We start from the raw sequence: 23307 nt of genomic DNA, 5'->3' as shown, positions 1-23307 counted from the left end.
TGCGCCAGGCCCTCCTGGTCGCATGCTGGCCCGAACCGGAAATCAGTAATCCACGAGTTGATGCTCGCGCAAATACGCCAGAATCACTTGTGCTTTTTCGACGGAACTCCCTTCAATTACGACGCTTCCGCCCCGGCTTTCGGTGGTCGTTGCCGAGAGCATGCGGGCGTGGCCGGAACGCTTTTCGGCGGCGGCGAGGCGCACCGGTTTGGCGCTCACCGGACGGGTCGTCCAGGCGAGGTTGTCGGCGTCGTCGGTTGTGTCCGCATCCACCGTGCTCGACGCGGCGACCGGGCGGATCGTGCCTTCGCGCAAACGGGCATATGCGTAGGTCGGCGCCGCATTGGCGAGCGGATGCACGGCGATCAGCGCGGGCAAGCGCACTTCGACGCGCCGGCGTAACCCCTTCGGCATGAACTGGCGGACTTCGGCGCAACCGTCGCGCAGCGCGACGTCGACTGCCGCGCCGATTAGCGGCATGTTCAGCGCAGCGGCCACGCGATACGGCAGCATGCCGCTATCGAACGCGCCCTCCGCGCGCGTACCGGTCAGCACCAGGTCGTAGCCACGCAGACGCGCGGCGAGTCGTGTCGCGGCGTCGGCCTGCACGCCGTTGGAACCCTCCGTTTCAAGCACCTCGACCGAGCGCGCGCCGAGCGCCAGATACTCCTGCAACGCGGGGTTCGACGGATCGCCCGCGTGCAGCACGTCGAGCGTCGCCTGGTGCGTTTTGACGAGCGAGAGCGCCAGCGTCAGCGCGGCGGCGTCGTTGCGGCTGTAGCGCGCCACGCCGCTGACCGGATGACGGCCCACGGAAACGAGCACGGCGATCTTCATGCGAGCGCTCCTTCGGCAACAGCGGATGAATTCAATAGCGCAGCGCCCGTGCCGCGCGCGTTACGCGCCGCGGCCGCGGCCTCGTTGAGCGCCGCGATGGTTTCCCGCGCATCAGCGATCACGGTCAGATTCGCGCGCTTGGCGATCGGCGCGCTGGCGTCGAGGTTCACCGCGATTACATGACGGCAATCCTTGATGCCCTGCAAGTGCTGGACCGCGCCGGAAATACCGAACGCGATATACACGCTTGCTTCGACCGTCTTGCCGGTCGCGCCGATCTGTTTGTCGCGGGTGAATTTGCCGTCGTCCACGGCGACGCGGCTCGCACCAATGGCGGCGCCCAGCGTGGTCGCCAGACGCTCGAACGCGGGCACGTCGCTCACGCCGTTACCGGCCGAGACGATGAAATCCGCTTCTTCCAGCGCCAGTTGTGCGGCGTCGATTTCCTCGATGCCGAGATCGCGCACGGTGTTTTCACCGCCGCTAACACCCGCGCCAGCCGACGCGCCGTCGAAACGCCAGACGACTCGCTCGCCCGCACCGACAAAAGGCAGCTTAGGTTCGACCGTATTCGGCGCGAGCAGCACCACGTCTGGCAGCGCACGCACGGCGAATGCGGTATTCGCGCGAACATAAGACGCGACATGCGCGGTGTCGATCTCGACCACATGCGTTGCGACGCTTGCCCTCGCGGCCGCTGCGTAACGGCGACCGAGATCACCGTCGCCGGTGGCGTTGTCGGGCAGAAAAATATGCGCGGGGGCGTACGCCGCCACGCAGGCGGCCAGCGCGTTCAGTTCGTCGAGCGGTGCGAAACGGCGGCGGTCGAACATCGGCAATTCGATCAGCTTGTCGGCACCGAGCGCGGCAGCGTCGCCGGTGAATTCACCGAACACGAGCAGCACGACTTCGGTCAGCGCGTCCGCGATCAACGCGGCGCCGGCCAACACCTGGCGGGCATGATCGTCGAGCGCCCCACGGTCCGCATGCGCGGCCACCAGCAACACGCGCTGCGGCGCGGCCGTTGTACGGCGCATTTTGACTTGCTCGCGGTGTACCGTGCCAGGCGCAGCACCCATGGGATCCAACGACCCGGCCAGGTCCGCCGTCATTCCCAGCGTGATGCGTTTGAGTCCCTCTGCCGTGATCGTGAACGGCCGGCGCGGATCGATTCGTTTGAGCGTATTCATCGCGTTACTCCAGCGCTGCTGCAACCAGTTCGGCGACGTCCAGCACCTCCGGACGCGGCCCGACCACGCCTTCGAGCATGGCCGTGCAATTCGGGCAACCCACCGCGACGATCTCCGCGCCGATCGTGCGGGCGTCGTCGATACGAATGTCGGGAATGCGCCGTTTGCTGGGAATATCCGTTAGCGGCGCACCGCCGCCACCGCCGCAGCACCGCCCGCGCATGCCGTTGCGCTCCATCTCCACCACCTTGATGCCGATGCTCTTCAGCAGGCGGCGCGGCGCTTCCGTCTCGCCGTTATAGCGGCCCAGATAGCACGGATCGTGATAGGTGATCTTGCGTTCCGCCAACGCGGCAACCGCGCGCGGCGACAGCTTGCCGCTCGTGACCAGTTCGTCGATCAGCGCGGTGTGATGCTGCACCTCGTAGAAACCGCCCAGCGCGCGATACTCGTTGCGCAGGCTATGCAGCACGTGCGGGTCTGCCGTGACGATCTTGCCGAACGAATACCGCGAAAGCGTGCCGATCAGCTGGCGGGCGAGTTGCTGGAACGTGGCTTCGTCGCCGAGACGCCGGGCCGTGTCGCCAGTATCGGTTTCGACGCCGCCGAGCACCGCATAGTCGATCCCCGCGCGGTTCAGCACCTTGACCAGCGCGCGCAGCGTACGCTGATAGCGCATGTCGAACGCGCCTTCGCCGGCGATCAGCAAGACGTCCACCCGGCGCCCTGGTTGCGCGACCTGCACCTGCAGATCGACCGCCCAATCGTAACGCGCGCCAATGTCGTAACCGTTCGAGCTGCCGGTTTCGCGCAGATTCGCCAGCGTAATCGGGCCCTTGCCCGGCACGTTGCCTTCCACCAGCGTCTGATTGCGGCGCATGTCCACGATCGCGTCGACGTGCTCGATCAGCATCGGGCACTCCTGCACACAGGCGCGGCACGTGGTGCAGGACCACAGCGTGTCTGCTTCGATCAGCGTGGAGATCAGCGGTTTTCCCGGTGCGCCGGCGTGTTTCCCGAGTGGGATGCCCGGCGTCGGACTGCCCGCATAGTTAGCGTCCGTGCCGCCCACCATGCCGGTCACCAGGTCCTGAATCAGCTTCTTCGGATTGAGCGGCTGACCGGCGGCGAACGCGGGACAAGCCGCCTCGCACTTGCCGCACTGCACGCACGCATCGAAACTGAGCAACTGGTTCCAGCGAAACTCGACCGGTTTGCCGACGCCGTAGTCTTTCGCATCGAGCAGCGGCACCTTCAGGGCGGTCGGCGGCACGACGTCGTTGTCGTTGCGTTCGGCAAAACGCTCCTGGCGCGGATGAAACGCCAGGTGCAGCAAGCCCGCCATCGCATGTTTCATCGGACCGCCGCGCGCCGCGCCGAACGTCATCGTGAAGGCGCCTGCCGCAATCAGCAGCGCGACGACCACAGCCAGTGCGCCCGACATCGCACCCGCAGGCAACGCGATGAACAGCACGAGCCCCAGCGCGAACGACCCCAGCAACAGCGGCAGATGATCCCAGGGTCCGCGCGAGAGCCGCGCCGGCACCGCTTTCGCGCCATGCCGGCGACGCCACACGAACACGGCGCCGATCAGCATGACGAGCGCGGCCAGAAAAATCAGCTTATCCAGCCACGGCGAATAGATCGCCAGGCCGTAATTGACGAACACCAGCGCCATCGCGAGAATCGCACCGCCCGCGGTGGCCACGTGCGTTTTAGCGATGTACGGATCGCGCGCCACCACATGATGCAGATCGACGAAGTAGCGTTTCGGGATCGTCAGCAAGTGGGTCCAGCCGTACGCGCCCGCCGCCGTGGCGCGGCCTTCGCGCCAGTAGGCGGCGCGTTTCACGAGTGCGAACGCCAGACCCGCCACCGACAACCACAGCAGGACGGTGATGACAAACACGGGGCTCATCGTCAGAAATCCTTGCAAAGGCGCAGCGCGTCGTAAATCGCGCCGTGAATGTTGTGCATGGAAATGCAGTCGCCGACACGGAACAACAGGAAGCGGCCATTACCGAGTTCTTCGCTGAGCGAAGGCTGCGGCTCGGACGCGAACAGCTTGTGCACGTCCACCTGGCCCAGATTCACCGACTCCGGTTTGAGTTTCCAGTACAACTCGTCGTTCGGCGTGCTGCCGTTTTCGATCACCACCTGATCGACCGCGCGCTCTTCCTGCTCCTCGGTGTACTCGTTGCGGATCACGGCGATTTTCTTGCCGTCTTCCTCGTAGACCTTGTCGAGCCAGTAGTTCGGCGTGTGGATCACGCCTTGCGCGTAAAGCCGGCGATAGAAAATCGGGAACGTGGTGCCGCCCACGTCGTCGGCGACCTTCACGTCCGGTGTGACGATCTCCACGTTCGAACCGCGGCTCGACATGAAGTCGGCGACGCCCGCGCCGGCATGAGTGCTGACGCCGTCGTACACGAGCACGTTCTTGCCGGGTTCGACCTTGCCGGACAGCACGTCCCACGAACTCACGGCGAGCCCGTCGTCGATGCCCCATGCGGCGACCTGCGACGTGAACGCCGAACCGCCCGTGGCCAGCACCACGATATCCGGCTTCTCCGCCATGATGGTTTTTTCGTCGGCGGCGACGCCGAGACGGCGGTCCACGCCGAGGCGTTTCGTTTCCATGTCGAACCAGCGCACGATGCCCGCCATCTGCTCACGCTGCGGCGCTTTCGCGGCCAGCATGATCTGACCGCCTACGTAGTCGTTCTTCTCGAACAGCACGACGTCATGTCCGCGCGACTTCGCGACGCGCGCCGCTTCCAGTCCCGCCGGCCCCGCGCCGACCACCACCACCTTGCGCTTCGGCCCGCGTGTCTTCGAGATCACGTGCGGCATGGTTTCCTCGCGCGACGTCGCGGCATTCTGCACGCACAGCACGTCGAGCCCGTTGTACTGACGGTCGATGCAATAATTCGCGCCGACGCACTGCTTGATTTCGTCCTCGCGGCCGTCGCGGATTTTGATGACCATGTGCGGATCGGCAATTTGCGCGCGCGTCATGCCGACCAGATCGACCATGCCGCTCGCCAGCAGCCGTTCCGCCTGGCCCGCGTCGCGAATACTTTGCGCGTGCATGACCGGCAGCTTCACCACCGATTTGATACCGGCGGCGAGGTGAACGAACGGTTCCGGCGGCAGCGCCATCGGCGGCATGCAATTGGCGAGCGTGTTGTGCGTATCCGCCCCCGAACCGATTACGCCGAGGTAATCGATCAGGCCGGTTTCGCTCATCGCCTGAGCGATTTCCTTGAGTTGTTCGTGATCGAGCCCGTCTTCGTGGAACTCGTCGCCGCACATGCGTAGGCCGACGCAAAAATCCGCGCCCACGGCTTCGCGCACCGCGTTCAACACTTCGGTGCCGAAGCGCAGGCGGTTTTCGAGCGAGCCGCCCCATTCGTCGGTACGAAAGTTGGTGCGCGGGCTCCAGAACTGATCGATCAGATGCTGGTGCGCCGCCGAAATTTCGACGCCGTCCATGCCCGCGTCTTTCACGCGTTTCGCCGCCGCGGCAAAGTCGCGGATGATGCGGCGAATCTCTTCCACTTCAATGATCTTCGCGTTGCCGCGGTGCACGGGTTCGCGCACGCCGGAGGGCGACATCAGATGCGGCCAGTGCTCGCCATGAAACGCCGACCGGCGCCCCATATGCGTGGCCTGGATCATGATTTTCGCGCCGTGCCGATGCATTGCTTCGGCGAGCCGCGCGAGCGGATCGATGATCTTGTCCGTCGACAGATTGACCGACTTCCACCAGCCTTGCGGGCTGTCGATCGACACCGGACTCGAGCCGCCGCACACGGCGAGGCCGACGCCGCCCTTCGCCTTCTCTTCGTAGTAACGGATATAACGGTCGCCGGGCAAGCCGCCGGGTTCCGCATACACCTCCGCGTGCGCCGTGCTGACGATGCGGTTGCGCAAGGTCAGCTGGTTCAGCGTGAGAGGCTTGAAAAGGTTCGGGTAACGCATCGCGATCGACCTCGGAATGAATAGCTTGTTGCGCTCTGGTCAGTCAGGCACTACGCCGCGAGCGGCGACACTTCGAATACGCAATGGTCGTGGTGCTCGGCCGCGCACCGCGCTTCGCGCGAATGGGACGGCGGACCTTTGCGTGCGCTCTCCGGCGCGGTATCGTTGACCCAGTCCATCGCGCCCGCGAACCAGCCCGCGAACATGTAGCAAAGCTTGCCGACCTTGCCCGGCTGCGCGAGCACGAACGACGAGTGATGCAATTCGATGCGTGCGTGCGAGCTGGACGGATCGGCCTCGGTGATCTTGAAGAGACCCCAGCCGCGTTGCGACAGGCGGTTCAGATAGTGCTCGAACACGGCCATGCCGGCGATGCCGTGCTGTTTGGCTTCCTTGTCGCACCAGAAATAGGCGGACTTGTAGCCGGCCTTATAGAGAATCTCGGCATACGCATCGAGCCCGAGCGCTTCTTCGACGGCGGTGTGATTGTTCGTGAAGAAATGACGCGGCACGTACAGCATCGGCAGCGCGTCGGTGGTCCAGACGCCGGTGTCGGGATCGACGTTGATAGGCAGTTGCGGTTGCATGTGAGGGTTCCGTTTTTTACGTGTGGGGTTCTGCAGGCCGGTGCGGCAATCAGACGGTCCAGACTTCGCCGAACACGCGCACCCAGTTCTCGCCCATGATCTTTTTAATGCGCGTTTCGCTCCAGCCGGCGCGTTCCATCGCGGCCGTCAGGTTAGGAAACTCGCCGATCGTGCGAATGCCTTCCGGATTCACGACCTTGCCGAAGTTCGTCAGTTGACGATAACGGCCCTTGTCGTGCGTGATCCAGTCGAAGAACTCCGTGCTATAGCCTTGCGTGAAGTCGGTGCCGATCCCCACCTGGTCCTCGCCAATCAGATTCACCACGTACTCGATCGCTTCGATATAGTCGTCGACGGTCGCGTCCGGACCGCGCTTGAGGAACGGCGCGAACATCGTCACGCCGACAAAACCGCCCGCGTCGGCGATCTCCTTCAACTGTTCGTCGCTCTTGTTGCGCGGATGCTCTTTCAGCCCCGACGGACAGCAATGCGAGTAGCACACCGGCTTGTTCGACGCGGCGATCGCCTCCGAAGACGTCTTGCCGCCCACGTGCGAGAGATCGACCATGATGCCGACGCGATTCATTTCCTGAATCACTTCGCGGCCATAACCCGACAGACCGCCGTCGCGCTCGTAGCAACCGGTGCCCACCAGATTCTGCGTGTTGTAGCAAAGCTGCACCACGTTGACGCCAAGGTCCTTGAACGCCTCGATATAGCCGAGGTTGTCCTCGAACGCATGAGCGTTCTGGAAACCGAAAATGATGCCCGTCTTGTTCTCTTTCTTCGCGCGATGAATGTCGGCGGTGGTGCGCACCAGCGTCAGGATCTCGCCGTACTCGCGGATCTGCTGTTTCATTTCGGCGATGTTGTCGACGGTCTTCTGGAAGCTCTCCCAGACCGACACCGTGCAGTTGACCGCGGTCACGCCGCCCTTGCGCATGTCCTCGAACACCGAGCGCTCGAACTTCGAAATGTTCAGACCGTCGATGATGATGCTGTTGTCGTGCAGAGTACTCATGGTTCGCTCCAGGCGTGCTCAGTAGATGGGAAAGCGTTCGCACAGCGCGAAAATCTCGCGGCGCACGCGTTGTTCGGTGGCGGCATGGCCTTCGGGGTGATCGCGCAGCGCGTCGAACACCTCGACGATCAGGCGTCCCACTTCGCGGAACTCGCTCGCGCCGAAACCGCGCGTGGTACCCGCCGGCGTGCCGAGGCGAATGCCGGAAGTGACCGTCGGCTTTTCGGCGTCGAACGGAATGCCGTTCTTGTTGCAGGTAATGCCCGCGCGTTCCAGCGCCTGCTCCACCTGATTACCCTTCAGGCCCTTCGGCCGCAAATCGACTAGCAGCAGGTGGTTGTCCGTGCCGCCCGTCACGAGGTCGACACCCCCCGCTTTCAGCACTTCGCCGAGCGCTTTCGCATTGGCCAGCACGTTGTCGATATAGGTCTTGAAACCCGGTTGCAGCGCTTCGCCGAACGCGACCGCCTTGCCGGCGATCACATGCATCAGCGGACCGCCCTGCAAGCCGGGGAACACGGCGGAGTTGATTTTCTTCGCGATGTCTTCGTCATTCGTCAGAACAAAACCGCCGCGCGGACCGCGCAAGGTCTTGTGGGTGGTGGACGTGACCACGTGCGCGTGGTCGACCGGATTCTGGTGACGGCCCGCCGCGATCACGCCGGCAATGTGCGCCATGTCCACCATCAGCTTCGCGCCGACGCCGTCCGCGATCTTGCGCAGGCGGGCGAAGTCCAGCTCGCGCGGGTACGCCGAGAAGCCGCCGATCAGCAACGCCGGTTTGTGCTGCTGCGCGAGTTCTTCGATCTGCTCGTAGTCGATCAACATCGTGTCGCGCTTCACGCCGTACTGCACCGCGTTGAACCATTTGCCCGACATGGCCGGTTTGGCGCCGTGCGTCAGATGGCCGCCCGCGTCGAGCGACATGCCGAGGATCGTGTCGCCCGGCTTGACCAGCGCGAGCATCACCGCGCCGTTGGCCTGCGCGCCGGAATGCGGCTGCACGTTGGCGAATTTCGCGTTGAACAGTTGCTTGATACGATCGAGCGCCAGCGTTTCGATCACGTCGGCGTATTCGCAACCGCCGTAGTAACGCTTGCCCGGATACCCTTCCGCGTACTTGTTGGTCAGCACCGAGCCCTGCGCTTCGAGCACCGCGCGCGACACGATGTTTTCCGACGCGATCAGTTCGACCTGCGACTGCTGACGCTCGAGTTCTTTCAGAATGGCGCCGCGCACTGCCGCGTCGCGGGTGGCCAGCGGTTCTTCGAAGAAGGGATTCGGGTTCGACATGGAAAGTCCGTTAAGTCGTTGACGGGAGGGCCGTGAGCGCCGCCCGGTGCGGCGTTTGCGCCGCGCTGTCGCCGCTCTGCATTGGGTCTATTCTTGACGTTCGCCCCGCGCGTCAATTTACGAATTCAGACGCGTTCTTTGCCTTTTCCGCCATACACGTCCTTTTTCGACAAGTCGGCCTGGGTTGCCGAGCGTGTTGTGTACAACGAGCGCGCGGCAGAGCGACATGCGTCGCTCGCTCATGCTGCACTGCACCTGAACGTCGTGCGCGCTCGAGGTGCGCGAGCGCAACTGTCCGGCTCCGTTCTGGTGCCTTTGTTTTCGTGTTCCAGGCCATTCCACCGCCAACCGAGGGTTTAGCCTGATGGCACGGTAGTTGCGCTAGTCCTCAGAATTGCAGCAGTTGCCGCTCCCCACGGCGACGCGACATTACAGATTCGAAGGAATCATTCCTCCCATGTCCACCGATCGCACGGCGTCGCTGTCGCACTTCGCGTTCATGCCGCTCCCCAACTTCACGATGATCGCGTTCACCAACGCCATCGAAGTACTGCGCATGGCGAACTATCTGACGGGGCAAACGCTTTATCGCTGGTCGATCGTGAGTCCCGACGGCGGTCCGGTCGCGGCGAGCAACGGCCTCTCGGTCGACACCGGTCCGGTCGACTGCGTCGGCCAGCCGGATATCGTGTTCGTGGTCGGCGGCATCGACGTGCAACGCGCGACGACCCCCGATCACCTGTCCGCGCTGCGCCGTTTCGCGCGCATGGGCAGCGTGCTCGGCAGCCTGTGCACGGGCACTTATGCCCTGGCGCGCGCCGGTTTGCTGGCCGGCTACGCGTGCGCGATTCATTGGGAGAACATGTCGGCGCTCAAGGAGGAGTTTCCCGACACGCGCTTTCTGAAAGAGCTATTCGTGATCGATCGCGATCGCGTGACCTGCACCGGCGGCGTCGCGCCGCTCGACATGATGCTGAACCTGATCGCACCGCGCGTCGGCACGGCACGCGTCACGCAGATCGCCGAGCAGTTCATCGTCGAACATGTGCGCGACACTAGTGCGCAACAGAAAATGCCGCTGGTGGCGCGGCTCGGGTCGGCCAACAAGTCGCTCTTCGAAGTGATCTCGCTTATGGAGAACAATATCGAAGAGCCGCTGTCGCGCGAAGAACTCGCGCGGCTCGCCGGCATGTCGCAACGGCAATTGCAGCGGCTCTTCCGCGAACATCTGGGGATGACGCCGACGCATTACTATCTGACGCTGCGCCTGCGGCGCGCTCGTGAATTGCTGCTGCAGACCGATATGTCGATCATGCATATCACGATGGCCTGCGGGTTCCAGTCGGCTTGCCATTTCTCGAAGAGTTATCGCGATGCGTTCGGGACGGCACCGACGCGCGAGCGGCGCAAGCAGGCCCCTTCGTTGTCGGCGATGCCGGTGATGGCCGCTTGAGGGTGGTTTAGTCAGCTTGCGTCGCGAAACCGAAGGAGACAAACCAACGCGTTGAACGGGACACCGTTCAACGCGTTGGTTTTGGTGGGTCGACAACTCTCAGGTTTCTGCCACGCGCACTCAGGGCCGCCTCAAGCCGCCTTCAACAACCCATGCGGATCGATCACGAATTTCCGCGGCGCGCCGCCGTCGAACTGCCGATACCCTTCCGGCGCGTCATCCAGCGACACCACCGTCACGTTAACGATATCCGCGATCGGCAGACGGTCCCACAAGATCGCCTGCATCAGATTGTGGTTGTACTTCATCACGGGCGTCTGCCCCGTATGGAACGAGTGCGACTTCGCCCAACCTAGTCCGAAGCGGATGCTCAGCGCGCCCTTGCGTGCAGCGGCGTCGACCGCGCCTGGATCGTCCGTCACATAGAGGCCGGGAATGCCGATCGCGCCCGCCGCCCGCGTGATTTCCATCAGCGAATTGAGCACGGTAGCCGGCGCTTCCTCATGCGACCCGCTGCTGCCGTGACCGTGCGCTTCGAAGCCCACGCAGTCCACCGCGCAATCCACTTCCGGCTTGCCGAGAATCTGCTCGATCTGCTCCGCCAGCGTCGCGTCTTTCGACAGATCGACGGTCTGGAAACCCATCTTGCGAGCATGCGCGAGCCGCTCCTCGTTCATATCGCCGACGATCGTGCAGGCCGCGCCCAACAGTCGCGCCGACGCGGCCGCCGCCATGCCCACCGGCCCCGCGCCCGCGATATAAACGGTCGCACCCGGCTTCACGCCCGCCATCACCGCGCCGTGATAACCCGTCGGCAAAATGTCCGACAGACAGGTGAGATCGCGGATTTTCGACATCGCCTGCGCGTAGTCAGGGAATTTCAGCAGGTTGAAGTCCGCGTACGGCACGAGCACATATTCGGCCTGCCCGCCGATCCACCCGCCCATGTCCACGTACCCATACGCGCCGCCCGCGCGCGACGGGTTCACGTTCAGGCATACGCCGGTGTGCTGCGCCTTGCAGGTCGGACAGCGCCCGCAAGCCACGTTGAACGGCACCGACACCAGATCGCCGATCTTCAGCGTCTCGACGTCGCGGCCCACTTCGACCACCTCGCCGGTAATCTCATGACCGAGCACGAGGCCGACTTCGGCGGTCGTGCGGCCGCGCACCATGTGCTGATCGGAGCCGCAAATATTCGTGCTCACCACCTTCAGGATCACGCCGTGGCCGATCGACCGGCCACGCGGATCGACCATCTTCGGAAAGTCGATCGACTGCACTTCAACCTTGCCCTGCCCGAGATACACGACGCCGCGATTACTGCTCATTGTCTGTCTCCATGTCTTGTGAGCGGCGTGACCGACTCTCGCGCGGCACGCCGTTCAACGAGCGTAGCGCCCGCTGAACAAAGTACTTGGCTTCAACGCGACATGAGTTTGGCCGGAACCGACACGGCCCGCGCAAGCCGCGCCCCGGTTGAGGCAAGCCGTTTTTTATTGATTGACTGTTCAATATAAAAAAACTAGCATGGACCCTCGAAAAAACGGGCGAAGCAACACGCGCCCGCCTTTTGCCCCACTACCACGAGCGCCATGCCCAAACTCGGAATGCGCGAAATCCGTCGCGCGCAACTGATCGACGCCACCCTGCTCACGATCGACCAGACCGGTCTCGCGGGCGCCACGCTCGCTTCCGTGGCGCAGCGCGCGAGCATTTCCACCGGCATCGTCAGTCATTATTTCGGCGACAAGGACGGCTTGCTCGAAGCCACCATGCGCCACGTGCTGCGCGATCTGTGGCAAGCCACGTCGCGCCGCCGTCGCGCGGCCAAGGCCGACCCGCGCTCGAAATTGCGCGCGGTCGTCGCCGCCAATTTCGACCCGGAACAAACCAGCGCTCCGGTAATGAAAACCTGGCTCGCGTTCTGGTCCGAGAGCATGCACAAGCCGCCATTGCGGCGTTTGCAATACGTGAACACGCGTCGGCTGAACTCGAATCTGTGCGCGGATTTTTCGAAAGCGCTGCCGCGCCCAGCGGCGCGCCGCGCGGCCAGCGGTCTCGCGGCGTTGATCGACGGCCTGTGGCTGCGCGGCGCGTTGTCGGGCGAACCTTTCGACACCAAAGCGGCGCTGCGCGTGGCCAACGAATATATCGATCTGGTGCTGGCGGCACGCGGCTAGACCGGTCCACTCTTCAGCAAGGAGCAAGTCATGGCGGCATTCGCAACCCAACGTCTCTACATCGGCGGCGGCTACGTCGACGCAACCGGCGGAGAAACCTTCGACACGCTCGACCCCGCCACCGGCGAAACGCTCGCCACGGTGCAACAGGCATCGGCGGCGGACGTCGACCGTGCGGTGCAGTCCGCGCGCGACGGTCAGCGCGAGTGGGCCGCGCTCACGGCCATGCAGCGTTCGCGCATTCTGCGCCGCGCGGTCGAGTTACTCCGCGAGCGCAACGATGAACTCGCGGCGCTCGAAACACGCGACACCGGCAAGTCGATCGCGGAGACGCAGGCGGTGGACATCGTCACCGGCGCGGACGTGATCGAGTACTACGCGGGCCTCGCCACCGCGATCGAGGGGCAGCAGATCCCGTTGCGGCCGTCGTCGTTCGTTTATACGCGGCGCGAACCGTTGGGCGTGTGCGCGGGTATCGGTGCATGGAATTACCCGATCCAGATTGCCTGCTGGAAGTCGGCGCCCGCCCTCGCTGCCGGCAATGCGATGATTTTCAAGCCGAGCGAAATCACGCCGCTTTCGGCGTTGAAACTGGCCGAGATCTACACCGAAGCCGGCGTGCCCGCCGGCGTATTCAACGTCGTGCAAGGCGATGGCCGGGTAGGCGCGATGCTCGCCGCGCATCCGGACATCGAGAAGATTTCGTTTACGGGCGGCGTGGAAACCGGCAAGAAAGTCATGTCCGTGGCCGGCGCCTCGTCGCTGAAAGAAGTGACGATGGAACTCGGCGGCAAGTCGCCCCTGCTCGTGTTCGACGACGCCAACCTCGAACGCGCCGCCGACATCGCGATGAGCGCCAACTTCTTCAGCTCCGGCCAGGTCTGCACCAACGGCACGCGCGTGTTCGTGCAACGCAGCGTCATGGACCGCTTCGAAGCGCTCGTGCTGGAGCGGGTGAAACGCATTCGGGTCGGCGCACCGAACGAGGCGCGCACCAACTTCGGCCCGCTCGTCAGCGCCGCGCAATTGCAGAAGGTACTGGCCTACATTGAAAGCGGCGTGCAGGAAGGCGCGCGGCTGATCGCAGGCGGCAAGCGCCTCACCCACGGGCATTTCGGCAACGGCCAGTACGTCGAGCCCACGGTGTTCGCCGACTGCCGCGACGAGATGCGCATCGTGCGCGAGGAAATCTTCGGGCCTGTGATGAGCCTGCTCGTTTTCGACGCGGAAGACGAAGCCGTCGACCGCGCGAACCACACCGCGTATGGACTCGCCGCCGGCGTCGTCACCGAGAACCTGGCGCGCGCGCATCGCGTGATTCATCGGCTCGAAGCGGGTATCTGCTGGATCAACACGTGGGGCGAGTCGCCCGCGGAAATGCCGGTGGGCGGCTATAAACAGTCGGGCGTCGGCCGCGAAAACGGCCTCACCACACTCGAACACTACACGCGCATCAAGTCCGTACAGGTCGAACTCGGCCCCTATCAACCGGTGTTCTGACGAGGAGAAACGCGATGGCTTCGAACGAATACGACTACATCGTCGTGGGTGCGGGTTCGGCGGGCAACGTGCTCGCATCGCGCCTCACCGAAGACGCGGACGTGAGCGTGCTGCTGCTCGAAGCAGGCGGCCCGGACTACCGCTTCGATTTCCGCACGCAAATGCCGGCCGCGCTCGCTTATCCGTTGCAGGGAAGGCGCTACAACTGGGCCTACGAAACCGACCCCGAACCGCATATGAACAACCGGCGCATGGAATGCGGGCGCGGCAAAGGTCTCGGCGGCTCCTCGCTGATCAACGGCATGTGCTATATCCGCGGCAATGCGCTCGATTACGACGGCTGGGCCACGCGCGCGGGTCTGGAAAACTGGACCTATCTGGATTGCCTGCCGTATTTCCGCAAGGCCGAAACGCGCGACGCGGGCGCGAACGCGTACCACGGCGGCGATGGCCCCGTGCACGTGACCACCAGCAAGCCCGGCAACAATCCGCTGTTCGCCGCGATGGTCGAAGCCGGCGTGCAGGCCGGCTTTGCGCGCACCGACGATCTGAACGGCTACCAGCAGGAAGGCTTCGGCCCGATGGACCGCACGGTCACGGCCAACGGCCGCCGTTCGAGCACGGCGCGCGGCTATCTGGATCGCGCGAAAACGCGGCCGAATCTGACCATCGTCACGCATGCGGTGACTGATCGCGTCCTGTTCTCCGGCAAGCGCGCGGTCGGCGTCGCGTATCTGCATCATGGCCAGACCGTGAATGCGCAGGCGCGCCGCGAGGTGCTGGTGTGCAGCGGCGCGATCGCATCTCCGCAACTGTTGCAACGCTCCGGCGTGGGTCGTTCGACGTGGCTGCGCGAGCTCGACGTGCCGCTCGTGCACGATCTGCCCGGCGTCGGCGAAAACCTGCAGGACCATCTGGAGATGTATATCCAGTACGAGTGCAAGGAGCCGGTCTCGCTCTACCCTGCGCTGCAATGGTGGAACCAGCCCGGCATAGGCCTCGAATGGATGCTGAACGGCACGGGTATCGGCGCGAGCAACCAGTTCGAGGCGGGCGGTTTCATCCGCACCCGCGACGACGATTTGTGGCCGAACATCCAGTATCACTTTCTGCCGGTCGCGATCAATTACAACGGCTCGAACGCGATCAGGATGCACGGTTTCCAGGCGCACGTCGGCTCGATGCGCTCGCCGAGCCGGGGTCGCGTGAAGCTCACCTCGCGCGATCCGAATGCGCATCCGAGCATTCTGTTCAACTACATGGCCGATCCGCTCGACTGGCGCGAGTTCCGCGACGGCATCCGCATCACACGCGACATCATGCGGCAACCGGCGCTCGACCGTTATCGCGGCCGCGAGTTGAACCCCGGCGCCGACCTGAGCACCGACGAACAACTCGACGCCTTCGTGCGCATGCGCGCGGAGACGGCGTTCCATCCGTCGTGCTCGTGCAAGATGGGCTATGACGACATGGCGGTCGTGGACAACGAGGGGCGCGTACACGGCATGGAAGCGCTGCGCGTGGTCGATGCGTCGATCATGCCGCTCATTACCACCGGCAATCTGAACGCGCCGACCATCATGCTCGCGGAGAAAATCGCGGACCGGATTCGCGGACGACCGGCGTTGGCGCGCGTCGAAACGCCCTACTTCGTCGCGAACGGCGCGCCTTCGAGAAAACGCGCGGCCACCGCGGCGGTGTAAGCGCGGCCATGGTGGTCGCGCTTACACCGATCAAAGACCCAACTGGGCGATGAATTGATTGGTGAAGCCCAGCGTGCCCGCCTGGCCATAACTATTGCAGGTGGGCGAGGCGTAGCCCGGCGCGCAGTCGTTGTCGCGATCGAACGACCAGAAATGCACGCCGGCCAGACCGTTCTGGATCGCGAAGGCCGAGACGGTGGCGACGTCGGCGGTGGTGAAGGTTTCGTCTTGCGTATCGTTGCCGCCTATCATCGGCGTGAGTTCGATCTGGCTATAAGGCACGCCATAATAGTTGCGCAGATTTTTCGCCGCCTGCACCGCTGATAAACCCATATCGCACGAACCGCTACTGCCGATCACGCAATTGCCGGGAATGGAACTGCCGTAGTCCATTGTCATCAGGTTGATCGTGTAATTCTTCAGTCCAGCCGCCTGAATCGCGTTCATGACCATCACGCCCGAGCCGCCCAGGCTTTGCGGCGAATTGCCGCCCAAGGTCGCGAGCGTGAAGCTGAACCGCAGGTTGGGATAAGTTCTCTGCGCGACAATCACACGCTGGATCAGGTTGTTGATGTCGTCCTGACTTTGGCCCGCTTCAATATCGAAATCGACACCGAGCATATTGGCCGAGTAATAGGTCTGGATAAATTTACTGAATCCGGCATCCGAGCCGCAGGTGAACGAACCTGCCGCGCCGCCGGTGGAAATGATGTAGCTCTTGCCCGCATTAACGGCGGCCTGAACATTCGCACCGGCCACCTGGGAAGGCGTCAGCCCCGCCCAGTTTTCACTGCCGCATTCACCGGTGGCGAACGCCCAGGTCAGCGTGTTGAGCTTGCCCGGCATCACATTCAGAATGGGTTGCAAAGAGCCCGTCACGTTGGTGGAAATCACATTCGTGTTCCAGTTCATATTGATCGTGAGGTCTTTGTACGGGCTGAAAATAAATCCCGCCGGCAACGCCGAGGCAACCGACATTTTGTTTCGAACGGCACTGACCGGGTCCGACGTGCCACCGCCGCACGCCGCGATCACGGCGCATAACAATCCGGCTGCGACGACTTTTATAGCTTTGACTTTCACGGTTATCTCCTGAGTGAGCATCGATGGTTGAGCCATTTTTGCCAGGGATTTGTTCTGTGAAGTCCCGCTCGTCCGGGATACGCTGAAATGGCCCGCACGCAGGTTAGCAATGGCCTGGTGAGCCCAACAACTGCTCATATTGGGAGGTAAAAGCGGGCCATTCGGGCCATGGTGACCGCTCGCGATCGAGCAGGCCCACCGGACTTGATGCCGCGGGCCGCCCACAAGATTTTCTTTACCCTCGCGCAACATATCGTCGATTGTCAGCTAACCGTAAATATCGGATAGTGCGGCCTGGCCGATATTCAAGGAAACGACTTAGATGAAACTCCGCCCCCTCTCCCCCCTCGCGACGATCGCATTCGCCGCGCTGTGCGCCATCGCCCCGGCAACGCGCGCCGCCGACAACAACAAAAACAACACCAGCCCGCAAGCCAGCATCCAACGCACGGTCGACGCCGCCATTCGACCGCTCATGGCCAAAGATGGCGTACACGGCATGGCGGTCGGCGTGATCGTCGCGGGCCAGCCTTACGTGTTCAACTACGGCGTGGCGTCGACGGAAACCGGCAAGCCGGTCACGCAAGACACGCTGTTCGAAATCGGCTCCGTGAGCAAGACCTTCACCGCGACGCTGGCATCGTATGCGCAGGTCAGCGGCAAACTATCGCTGTCGGACAGGACGAGCCAATACCTGCCGTCGCTGCAAGGCAGTCCGTTCGGACAGGTGAGTCTCGTCAATCTGGGCACGCATACGCCCGGCGTGCTGCCGCTGCAAGTGCCCGACGAGATCCAGAACGACGAGCAGTTTCTGCGCTACCTGAAGGCGTGGAAGCCGGGCTGCGCGCCGGGCACGTGCCGGACGTATTCGAATCCCGGCATCGGCACGCTCGGCCTGATTACGGCCAAAAGCATGGGCGAGGCGTTCACGCCGTTGATGGAACAGCGCCTGTTCCCCGCGCTCGGCCTGAAGAATAGCTATATCGACGTGCCTTCGGCCCGCATGCCGGACTACGCGCAAGGCTACAAAAAAGACGGCTCGCCGATCCGCGTCGCGCCGGGCGTGTTGTCCGCCGAGGCGTACGGCGTCAAGACGACGGCGGCCGACCTGACGCGCTTTCTGCAAGCGAACATGACTCTGGTGCCGATCGACGGCAGCTGGCAACGCGCGGTCACCGCGACGCACACCGGTTACTTCACGGCGGGCGTGATGACACAGGATCTGATCTGGGAGCAGTACCCGTATCCGGTGGCGTTGAAGACCCTGCTCGAATGCAACTCGACAGCGATGACGATGAAAGCGACGCCCGTCACCGCGATCCAGCCGCCGTTAGCGCCACGGCAAGACGTCTGGATCAACAAGACCGGTTCGACGAACGGCTTCGGCACGTACGTGGCATTTATTCCGGGCAAGCAGCTCGGGATCGTGATGCTCGCGAACAAGAACGTGTCGATCGAGGACCGCGTCACCGTCGCGCATCGCATTCTGTCGGCGCTTGCCGCCGCTGGCGCACATTGATGAAAAGGGGAATCGCCATGAATCGCGTGTTTCGCCTCGCGTCGATCTTGACGGCGGCCATGACATTGAGCGCGCCACTGCAATCGGCCAAGGCGGCTGACGCCACCCATGCCGCCAGCGCAGTCAATCTCGCCAACGGCGGCAGGACAGCCGGCACGCCGCCGCCCGCCAAAGACACCGTCGTCCTGCAACGCGTCCCCGTGGCAGGCACCCATCGCGAGATGGGCATGGGCATCGCCGAATTCCCGCCGAACGCGGCTAAGCCGCGGCACAAAGCGACCGGCCCGGAGGTCGCGTACGTGCTCGAAGGGGAAGTCACCGTGCAGGTAGACGGCCAGCCCGACCAAATCGTGCATGCCGGCGAGAGTTACCGGATGCCGGCGAACGTCGTCCATGTCACGAAGGCCGGCCCGGCAGGGGCGAAAGTGCTGGCCACCTGGGCGTGGACGCCAGGCAAGCCTTTTAACGTGGCCGCGCCGAACTGAACGGTCGCCACGCGGCGAAGGCGCGTTTAAAAGCCGCCTTCCCGCTGCATGACCGCGACGAGCGCGCGCAGCCCCTGGCCCGCATAACTCTCCCGCCCGCCATCCAGCGATGCGCTTCCGCTCAACTCGCGCGTCAGCGCCCTGCCGCTATCGCAGTCGCCGATCCGCACTCGCCAGGTGGCCTGCAACGGCACCAGCTGATGCGTCTTCGCGTCCTGCTCGGCGGGAATCGGACCGCCGTACTGGCTCGCGACCGATGGCTCATCGAGCACACCGATATTCACCTTGTCGACCGCCTGCACACGGCAATGCACCGGCCGCATTTCCGCGAGCGTCGCGACGAACACGGCCGGCTCACCGGTCCGCACGCGGCCTACGTCGTTCTCGCCGACGAACGCATCGCCCTTGATACCGCCCGGCCCGATTACGTCGTATAGCCGCTCGCCGCGCGGCAGCCATGTGCCGGCCACGAGCGCGTCGCCCGGCACATCCAGCGTGCCGGCAAACGGCGCGCGGATCGTCAACTGCTCGATCTCCGCCTGCAGACCGGCGATCGTCTGGCGTGCCGCATCCCAGCGCCGCGTCAGTGCGACACCCTGCTCGCGCAGACGGTCGTCGAACGCCTGCTGTTCGACCTGCCAGCGCAGCAAGGCTTCATCGGCCTGCGCGGCCTTGAGCTTGAATTCGAGGTCGGGCGAGACGATGGTGGCGAGCACGTCGCCCGCTCGCACCGTCTGTCCGTCCCGTGCAGGCGGCGGCGTCGCCGCCACATAGCCGGCCGCGACCGTGTACAAACCCTGCGCATGCCGCGGCCCGAACACCGCCGGCGCATTCACGCCCGCGTGCCACGGCAACACCAGAAAGCCGACCAGCAAAGCACCGAGCAACGCGCTGCGCCGGGTCTGCCACCGCCAGCGCAATTCCGCGCGACGCTGCCAGCACGCGAGCGTTTCGCGCCACATCGGCCGCACGATAAACCAGCCGAACTCGATGCAAAACAGCATCAGCCCCAGCACCTTGAAAAACGCGTGATACACGACCAGCGCGATCGAGAAAAACACCGCGAGCCGATAAACCCAGGTCGCAAATGCAAAGCCGACCAGAAACCGCCGCCGCGACGGCGAGCACGGCTCCGGCTGCGGTTCGCCGAAACCGAATAGCCACTCGCGCAGCCACCAGCGGCCCAGCGCGAACGCGCGGTCATGCAGATTCGGCATGTTGAGCCAGTCCGACAGCAGAAAATAGCCGTCGAAGCGCATGAACGGGCTCGCGTTGATCGCCAGTGTTCCGATCCAGGTGGTGGTGGCGAGCAGAAACGCGCCGGCGCGCAGCGGACCGTCGGGCAGCAGACTCCACGCGAGCGTCGCGACGGCGGCGAGCGCGAGTTCGCTCAGCATGCCCGCCGCACCGATCCGCAAACGGCTCGCGCGGCTCGGCACTTTCCAGGCTTCGGTGGTATCCGTGTACAGCACCGGCAGCATCACGAGAAACGCCACGCCCATGGTCGGCACCCGGCAGCCGTAACGCTGCGCGGTGAACGCGTGCGCGAATTCATGCAAGACCTTGGCGCAGCCGATCGCGATACCGACCGCGACGAGCCCTTGCAGGTCCGCGTACGAGTGGAACGTATGCAGGAATTCGTCCCAGCGGCGCGATACGAGAAACAGACCGAGCGCCGCGCAGGCGGCGATCATCATCCAGAACACCGGCCGAAACGCGAACGACGCATAGCGCGCGGTTCGCCGCAGAAACGCCATGGGATGCCACAGCGGAATACGGATCATCAGGTAGTGCTTGAGCAGCCACATTGCCTGGCCGAGCCGCCCTGCCTCGGCGCGTGCGGCGAGCCGGTCGGCGTCGCTCGCGGTGCGCGCGACCAGCAGGTTCTGCTGATGCAACATGCGCACCAGCGCTTCCATGTCGTCGATCGTGACGGTGAGCGTCGTGTCGCGATTCACACTGGCGACGATGGCCTGCGCGTCGTCGAGCGGCCAGCGCGACAGCAACTCGAAGGCCGGCCAGCCGAGCTGGAAAAAACGGTTCGCGGCGGGGTCGTGCAGCATCCACGTCGGCGCGCCTTCGGAGGTGGGCGCGCCGGCGCTGAGCGTCAGCTCCTGGCGAAGTTGCGGCAGCCGGCTCATCCTGCGGTCCCAGTCACAGTCACACTCACACTTATACGGGCGCGGCACATGGCGTTACCAGCCGAGCCACTGACGCGCGAGCGTCAACGGACGACGCAACACGTAGTAGAACAACGGCACCCAGTTGCCGTGAATCCGCGCGGTGCCCATCGCGCCGAGCGGCGGCTGCGCCGTGCCATCGCGAAAGGTCGCGCGGATGCGGTACGCGAGCACACCGTCGGGCGTCGGCTCGGCGCGATACGCGACCGAATCGATGCGCGCTTCGTAAGTGGCGAGCGGCGAGCTCTTCGGATACAGCGTGATCGTCGCGCCTGCTTTCACGTCGACATTGTCGGCAACCGGCACATAGGCGCTCAGTTCGACATGCGCCGGGTCGGCCAGCAACAGAATCTTTTCGCCGACAGCGACGGCCTTGCCGGTCCATTCGTTCGGATCGGCGAACACCGCGACGCCCGCGCGCGCCGCATTCACCCGTACGCGCGCGAGTTGCTGGGCGGTGTAGTCGAGCTGCACGGCGCTCTGGTCGAGCTTGCCCTTGCGCTCGGCCATGTCGAGGCGGTTGCGGTCGTCGGTCACGGCGAGTTGCGCGGTCTGGCGATACTCTTCCTGCGCCGTATCGAAGTCCTTGCGCGCGAGCGCATAGCGCGACTGCAGCGTCGTCGCGTCGAGGCCGAGCAGCGGCGTGCCGGCCGCAACCGGCTGGTTCGGCTGCACGTATAAACGGTCGATCACGCCGTCGAGCGGCGCACGCACCACGAACGGATCTTTCGGCGTGACTTCGGCTGGCGCGAGCACCGTCAGCCGGACGGGAATCAGACACGCAACCGCCAGCGCAATCAGCACGCGACGCTGCTGCCGCCCCGGCTTCAGAATGACACGCGCCCGTTCGAACCACGAAGGCCGCGGACCGAACGCCGCGAACGCGTGCGCCCAGACCTGCGCGAGTTCGCCGAGCAACGCGCAATCCACCGCGGTCCAGGCGGCGTCGCGCGCGAACACCACGCCGCCGAGCGGACGCCCGCCGCGATCGGCCAGCGGCAGCCAAAGACCATGCTCGGGCCACCACGCCTGCCAGTCCTGGACGACGTGCGCGGCTGCGGGATCGACGGCGAGATCCGCCGCAGTGAAGGCGCGCGCGCGCTCCGTGGGCGGCGCCACGGTCGCGTCGGCGGCAGCCGGTGCAGCGGTTTCGGGCGCGCGCGCCAGCACCCGGCACAGCGCGCCGAGCCACTGCACGTATGGCGCGTTCGGATCGCTCTCCGGCAAACCGGACACCGCCGCCACCGTGCCGGGCGCGGTGCCGCGCCACCAGGCGGCCTGGCGGTACGGTAGCAGCGACAGCGTTTCGTTGACCACGGTAAAACCGAGCGTCGCTTCGGTCTGGGCGTCGCGCGCGCGGGCCGCGAGTTGCCACAGCATGGCCAGTTGCTGCGGATCGATCCGCACGTGGTTCGCGTGATTCCCGGGCGACGGGCCGCCGGGCGCCGGATGCATCGCCGTCATCGGCTGGCGAAGGTAGCCCAGCCGCTCATGCCGGGCAGCAGCTCGGGCACCGAGCCGGTCAGTGCGGCCGTCACGTCGACGGTCTGCGTCACCGGATCGACGCGCGCGCCGATGCGCGCCACCTGCGCCGGATAGGTCTTGCCGACCTCGTCGACCTGCACGCTGAGCGCATGGCCGGGCTTCAGCCAGACGAGCCACTTCGACGGCACGATCATTTTCAGTTCGAGGCGGCTGGTGTCGACGATGGTCAGCAGCGGCTTGCCCGGTTCCGCGAACTGTTGCGGCGCGGCCGAGCGCTTCGAGACGCGGCCGTCGAACGGCGCGGTAATGACGCATTTGCGCACGGTCGCCTGCATGTACGCGACCTCGGCGTTGCTCGCCTTCAGCTTGGCGGCGGCCTGCTGCACTTCGAGCTCACCGACCGAATGCAGTTGCGCGAGCCGCTGGTCCACGTTCAGCAGATCGCTGGCGGCGCCGGCTTCGGCCTGCGCCTTGCGCAATTGCGCCGTGTACAGCGAGCAATCCAGCGACACCAGCGTCTGACCGGTGCGGAACGCGTCGCCGTCACGCAACGGCAGCGTCGCGATCTTGGCGGCGATTTCGCTCGACAGATCCACCTGATCGCGCGACACCAGCTGGATGCGAATCTTGCCCGCGTCGCCGGATGCATCGGTTTGCGCCGACGCCGCTTGCGGCGCGAGCGCCGGGGCTTGCACGGAAACCGGCTTGACCGCCGGCTTCGCGACGGGTTTTACGTCCGGCTGGGCGCTAGGCTGCGCGCTCCAGACCGGTTGTGCGGACAACATCACTGCGACTGCGCACCAC

At 64.6% G+C, this 23307-nt stretch carries 18 protein-coding genes; 6 read left to right on the top strand and 12 right to left on the bottom strand.

Going from position 1 to position 23307, the window contains the following annotated elements; genetic code table 11:
• Nucleotides 1–42: 42 nt before the first annotated feature.
• The 7 genes from B0G83_RS19485 to B0G83_RS19455 are packed head-to-tail and all read right to left on the bottom strand — an operon-like array spanning nucleotide 43 to nucleotide 8912.
• Nucleotides 43–837 carry a drug:proton antiporter gene (locus B0G83_RS19485; RefSeq protein WP_105509040.1) on the bottom strand — a complete coding sequence of 265 codons (795 nt, stop codon included), beginning with the start codon at nucleotides 835–837 and terminating at the stop codon, nucleotides 43–45.
• The gene (locus tag B0G83_RS19480) at nucleotides 834–2027 is read right to left on the bottom strand and encodes an electron transfer flavoprotein subunit alpha/FixB family protein (protein ID WP_105509039.1); all 1194 of its coding nucleotides are present in this window, start codon (nucleotides 2025–2027) and stop codon (nucleotides 834–836) included. Before B0G83_RS19480 ends, B0G83_RS19485 begins: the two co-directional genes overlap by 4 nt.
• Nucleotides 2028–2031: 4 nt before the next feature.
• Nucleotides 2032–3945, bottom strand: coding sequence for a (Fe-S)-binding protein (locus B0G83_RS19475; RefSeq protein WP_105509038.1), 1914 nt, complete (start codon nucleotides 3943–3945; stop codon nucleotides 2032–2034).
• A gap of 2 nt (nucleotides 3946–3947) precedes the next feature.
• Nucleotides 3948–6011, bottom strand: a complete 2064-nt coding sequence (locus B0G83_RS19470; RefSeq protein WP_105509037.1) for an NADH:flavin oxidoreductase — start codon at nucleotides 6009–6011, stop codon at nucleotides 3948–3950.
• 50 nt (nucleotides 6012–6061) lie between these two features.
• A complete protein-coding gene (locus B0G83_RS19465; RefSeq protein WP_105509036.1) occupies nucleotides 6062–6598 on the bottom strand; it encodes a DUF5943 domain-containing protein in 537 nt (178 codons plus the stop codon).
• Between the two features lie 49 nt (nucleotides 6599–6647).
• Nucleotides 6648–7619 carry a dipeptidase gene (locus tag B0G83_RS19460; RefSeq protein WP_105509035.1) on the bottom strand — a complete coding sequence of 324 codons (972 nt, stop codon included), beginning with the start codon at nucleotides 7617–7619 and terminating at the stop codon, nucleotides 6648–6650.
• Nucleotides 7620–7637: 18 nt separating this feature from the next.
• Nucleotides 7638–8912: a serine hydroxymethyltransferase gene (locus B0G83_RS19455; RefSeq protein WP_105509034.1), complete on the bottom strand. Its 1275-nt coding sequence runs from the start codon at nucleotides 8910–8912 to the stop codon at nucleotides 7638–7640.
• Between the two features lie 457 nt (nucleotides 8913–9369).
• Between B0G83_RS19455 and B0G83_RS19450 the strand changes: the two genes are divergently transcribed.
• Nucleotides 9370–10365 carry a GlxA family transcriptional regulator gene (locus B0G83_RS19450; protein WP_105509033.1) on the top strand — a complete coding sequence of 332 codons (996 nt, stop codon included), beginning with the start codon at nucleotides 9370–9372 and terminating at the stop codon, nucleotides 10363–10365.
• Nucleotides 10366–10496: 131 nt separating this feature from the next.
• On the opposite strand, the gene fdhA is transcribed toward B0G83_RS19450, so the two are convergent.
• The gene (gene fdhA / locus B0G83_RS19445; protein ID WP_105509032.1) at nucleotides 10497–11696 is read right to left on the bottom strand and encodes a formaldehyde dehydrogenase, glutathione-independent; all 1200 of its coding nucleotides are present in this window, start codon (nucleotides 11694–11696) and stop codon (nucleotides 10497–10499) included.
• A gap of 264 nt (nucleotides 11697–11960) precedes the next feature.
• Between fdhA and betI the strand changes: the two genes are divergently transcribed.
• Genes betI through betA form a run of 3 tightly spaced genes read left to right on the top strand, consistent with a single transcriptional unit; the run spans nucleotide 11961 to nucleotide 15751 of the window.
• The gene (betI, locus tag B0G83_RS19440) at nucleotides 11961–12548 is read left to right on the top strand and encodes a transcriptional regulator BetI (RefSeq protein ID WP_105509031.1); all 588 of its coding nucleotides are present in this window, start codon (nucleotides 11961–11963) and stop codon (nucleotides 12546–12548) included.
• 30 nt (nucleotides 12549–12578) lie between these two features.
• Nucleotides 12579–14048 carry a betaine-aldehyde dehydrogenase gene (gene betB, locus B0G83_RS19435; RefSeq protein ID WP_105509030.1) on the top strand — a complete coding sequence of 490 codons (1470 nt, stop codon included), beginning with the start codon at nucleotides 12579–12581 and terminating at the stop codon, nucleotides 14046–14048.
• Between the two features lie 14 nt (nucleotides 14049–14062).
• Nucleotides 14063–15751, top strand: a complete 1689-nt coding sequence (betA, locus tag B0G83_RS19430; protein ID WP_105509029.1) for a choline dehydrogenase — start codon at nucleotides 14063–14065, stop codon at nucleotides 15749–15751.
• 30 nt (nucleotides 15752–15781) lie between these two features.
• On the opposite strand, the gene B0G83_RS19425 is transcribed toward betA, so the two are convergent.
• Nucleotides 15782–17086, bottom strand: coding sequence for a glycosyl hydrolase (locus B0G83_RS19425; RefSeq protein ID WP_258167976.1), 1305 nt, complete (start codon nucleotides 17084–17086; stop codon nucleotides 15782–15784).
• A 70-nt stretch (nucleotides 17087–17156) separates the two neighbouring features.
• Here B0G83_RS19425 and ampC point away from each other — a divergent pair, with 70 nt between their 5' ends.
• The gene (gene ampC / locus B0G83_RS19420) at nucleotides 17157–18353 is read left to right on the top strand and encodes a class C beta-lactamase (RefSeq protein ID WP_105509028.1); all 1197 of its coding nucleotides are present in this window, start codon (nucleotides 17157–17159) and stop codon (nucleotides 18351–18353) included.
• A gap of 17 nt (nucleotides 18354–18370) precedes the next feature.
• Nucleotides 18371–18838 (top strand): cupin domain-containing protein, encoded by a 468-nt coding sequence (locus B0G83_RS19415; protein ID WP_258167974.1) that lies wholly within the window; start codon nucleotides 18371–18373, stop codon nucleotides 18836–18838.
• A gap of 26 nt (nucleotides 18839–18864) precedes the next feature.
• Here B0G83_RS19415 and B0G83_RS19410 read toward each other — a convergent pair whose 3' ends face one another.
• Genes B0G83_RS19410 through B0G83_RS19400 form a run of 3 tightly spaced genes read right to left on the bottom strand, consistent with a single transcriptional unit; the run spans nucleotide 18865 to nucleotide 23288 of the window.
• Nucleotides 18865–20979, bottom strand: a complete 2115-nt coding sequence (locus B0G83_RS19410; protein WP_105509027.1) for a site-2 protease family protein — start codon at nucleotides 20977–20979, stop codon at nucleotides 18865–18867.
• 54 nt (nucleotides 20980–21033) lie between these two features.
• Nucleotides 21034–22482, bottom strand: a complete 1449-nt coding sequence (locus B0G83_RS19405; RefSeq protein WP_258167973.1) for an efflux RND transporter periplasmic adaptor subunit — start codon at nucleotides 22480–22482, stop codon at nucleotides 21034–21036.
• Nucleotides 22479–23288 carry an efflux RND transporter periplasmic adaptor subunit gene (locus tag B0G83_RS19400; protein WP_105509026.1) on the bottom strand — a complete coding sequence of 270 codons (810 nt, stop codon included), beginning with the start codon at nucleotides 23286–23288 and terminating at the stop codon, nucleotides 22479–22481. The genes B0G83_RS19405 and B0G83_RS19400 overlap by 4 nt, the downstream gene beginning before the upstream one ends.
• Nucleotides 23289–23307: the final 19 nt, after the last annotated feature.

Origin of the sequence: Paraburkholderia sp. BL21I4N1 (assembly GCF_002973525.1) — a bacterium.
Classification (GTDB): domain Bacteria; phylum Pseudomonadota; class Gammaproteobacteria; order Burkholderiales; family Burkholderiaceae; genus Paraburkholderia.
The sequence above is the reverse complement of the archived record's forward strand: the minus strand, read 5'-3'. Positions and strand labels throughout refer to the sequence as shown.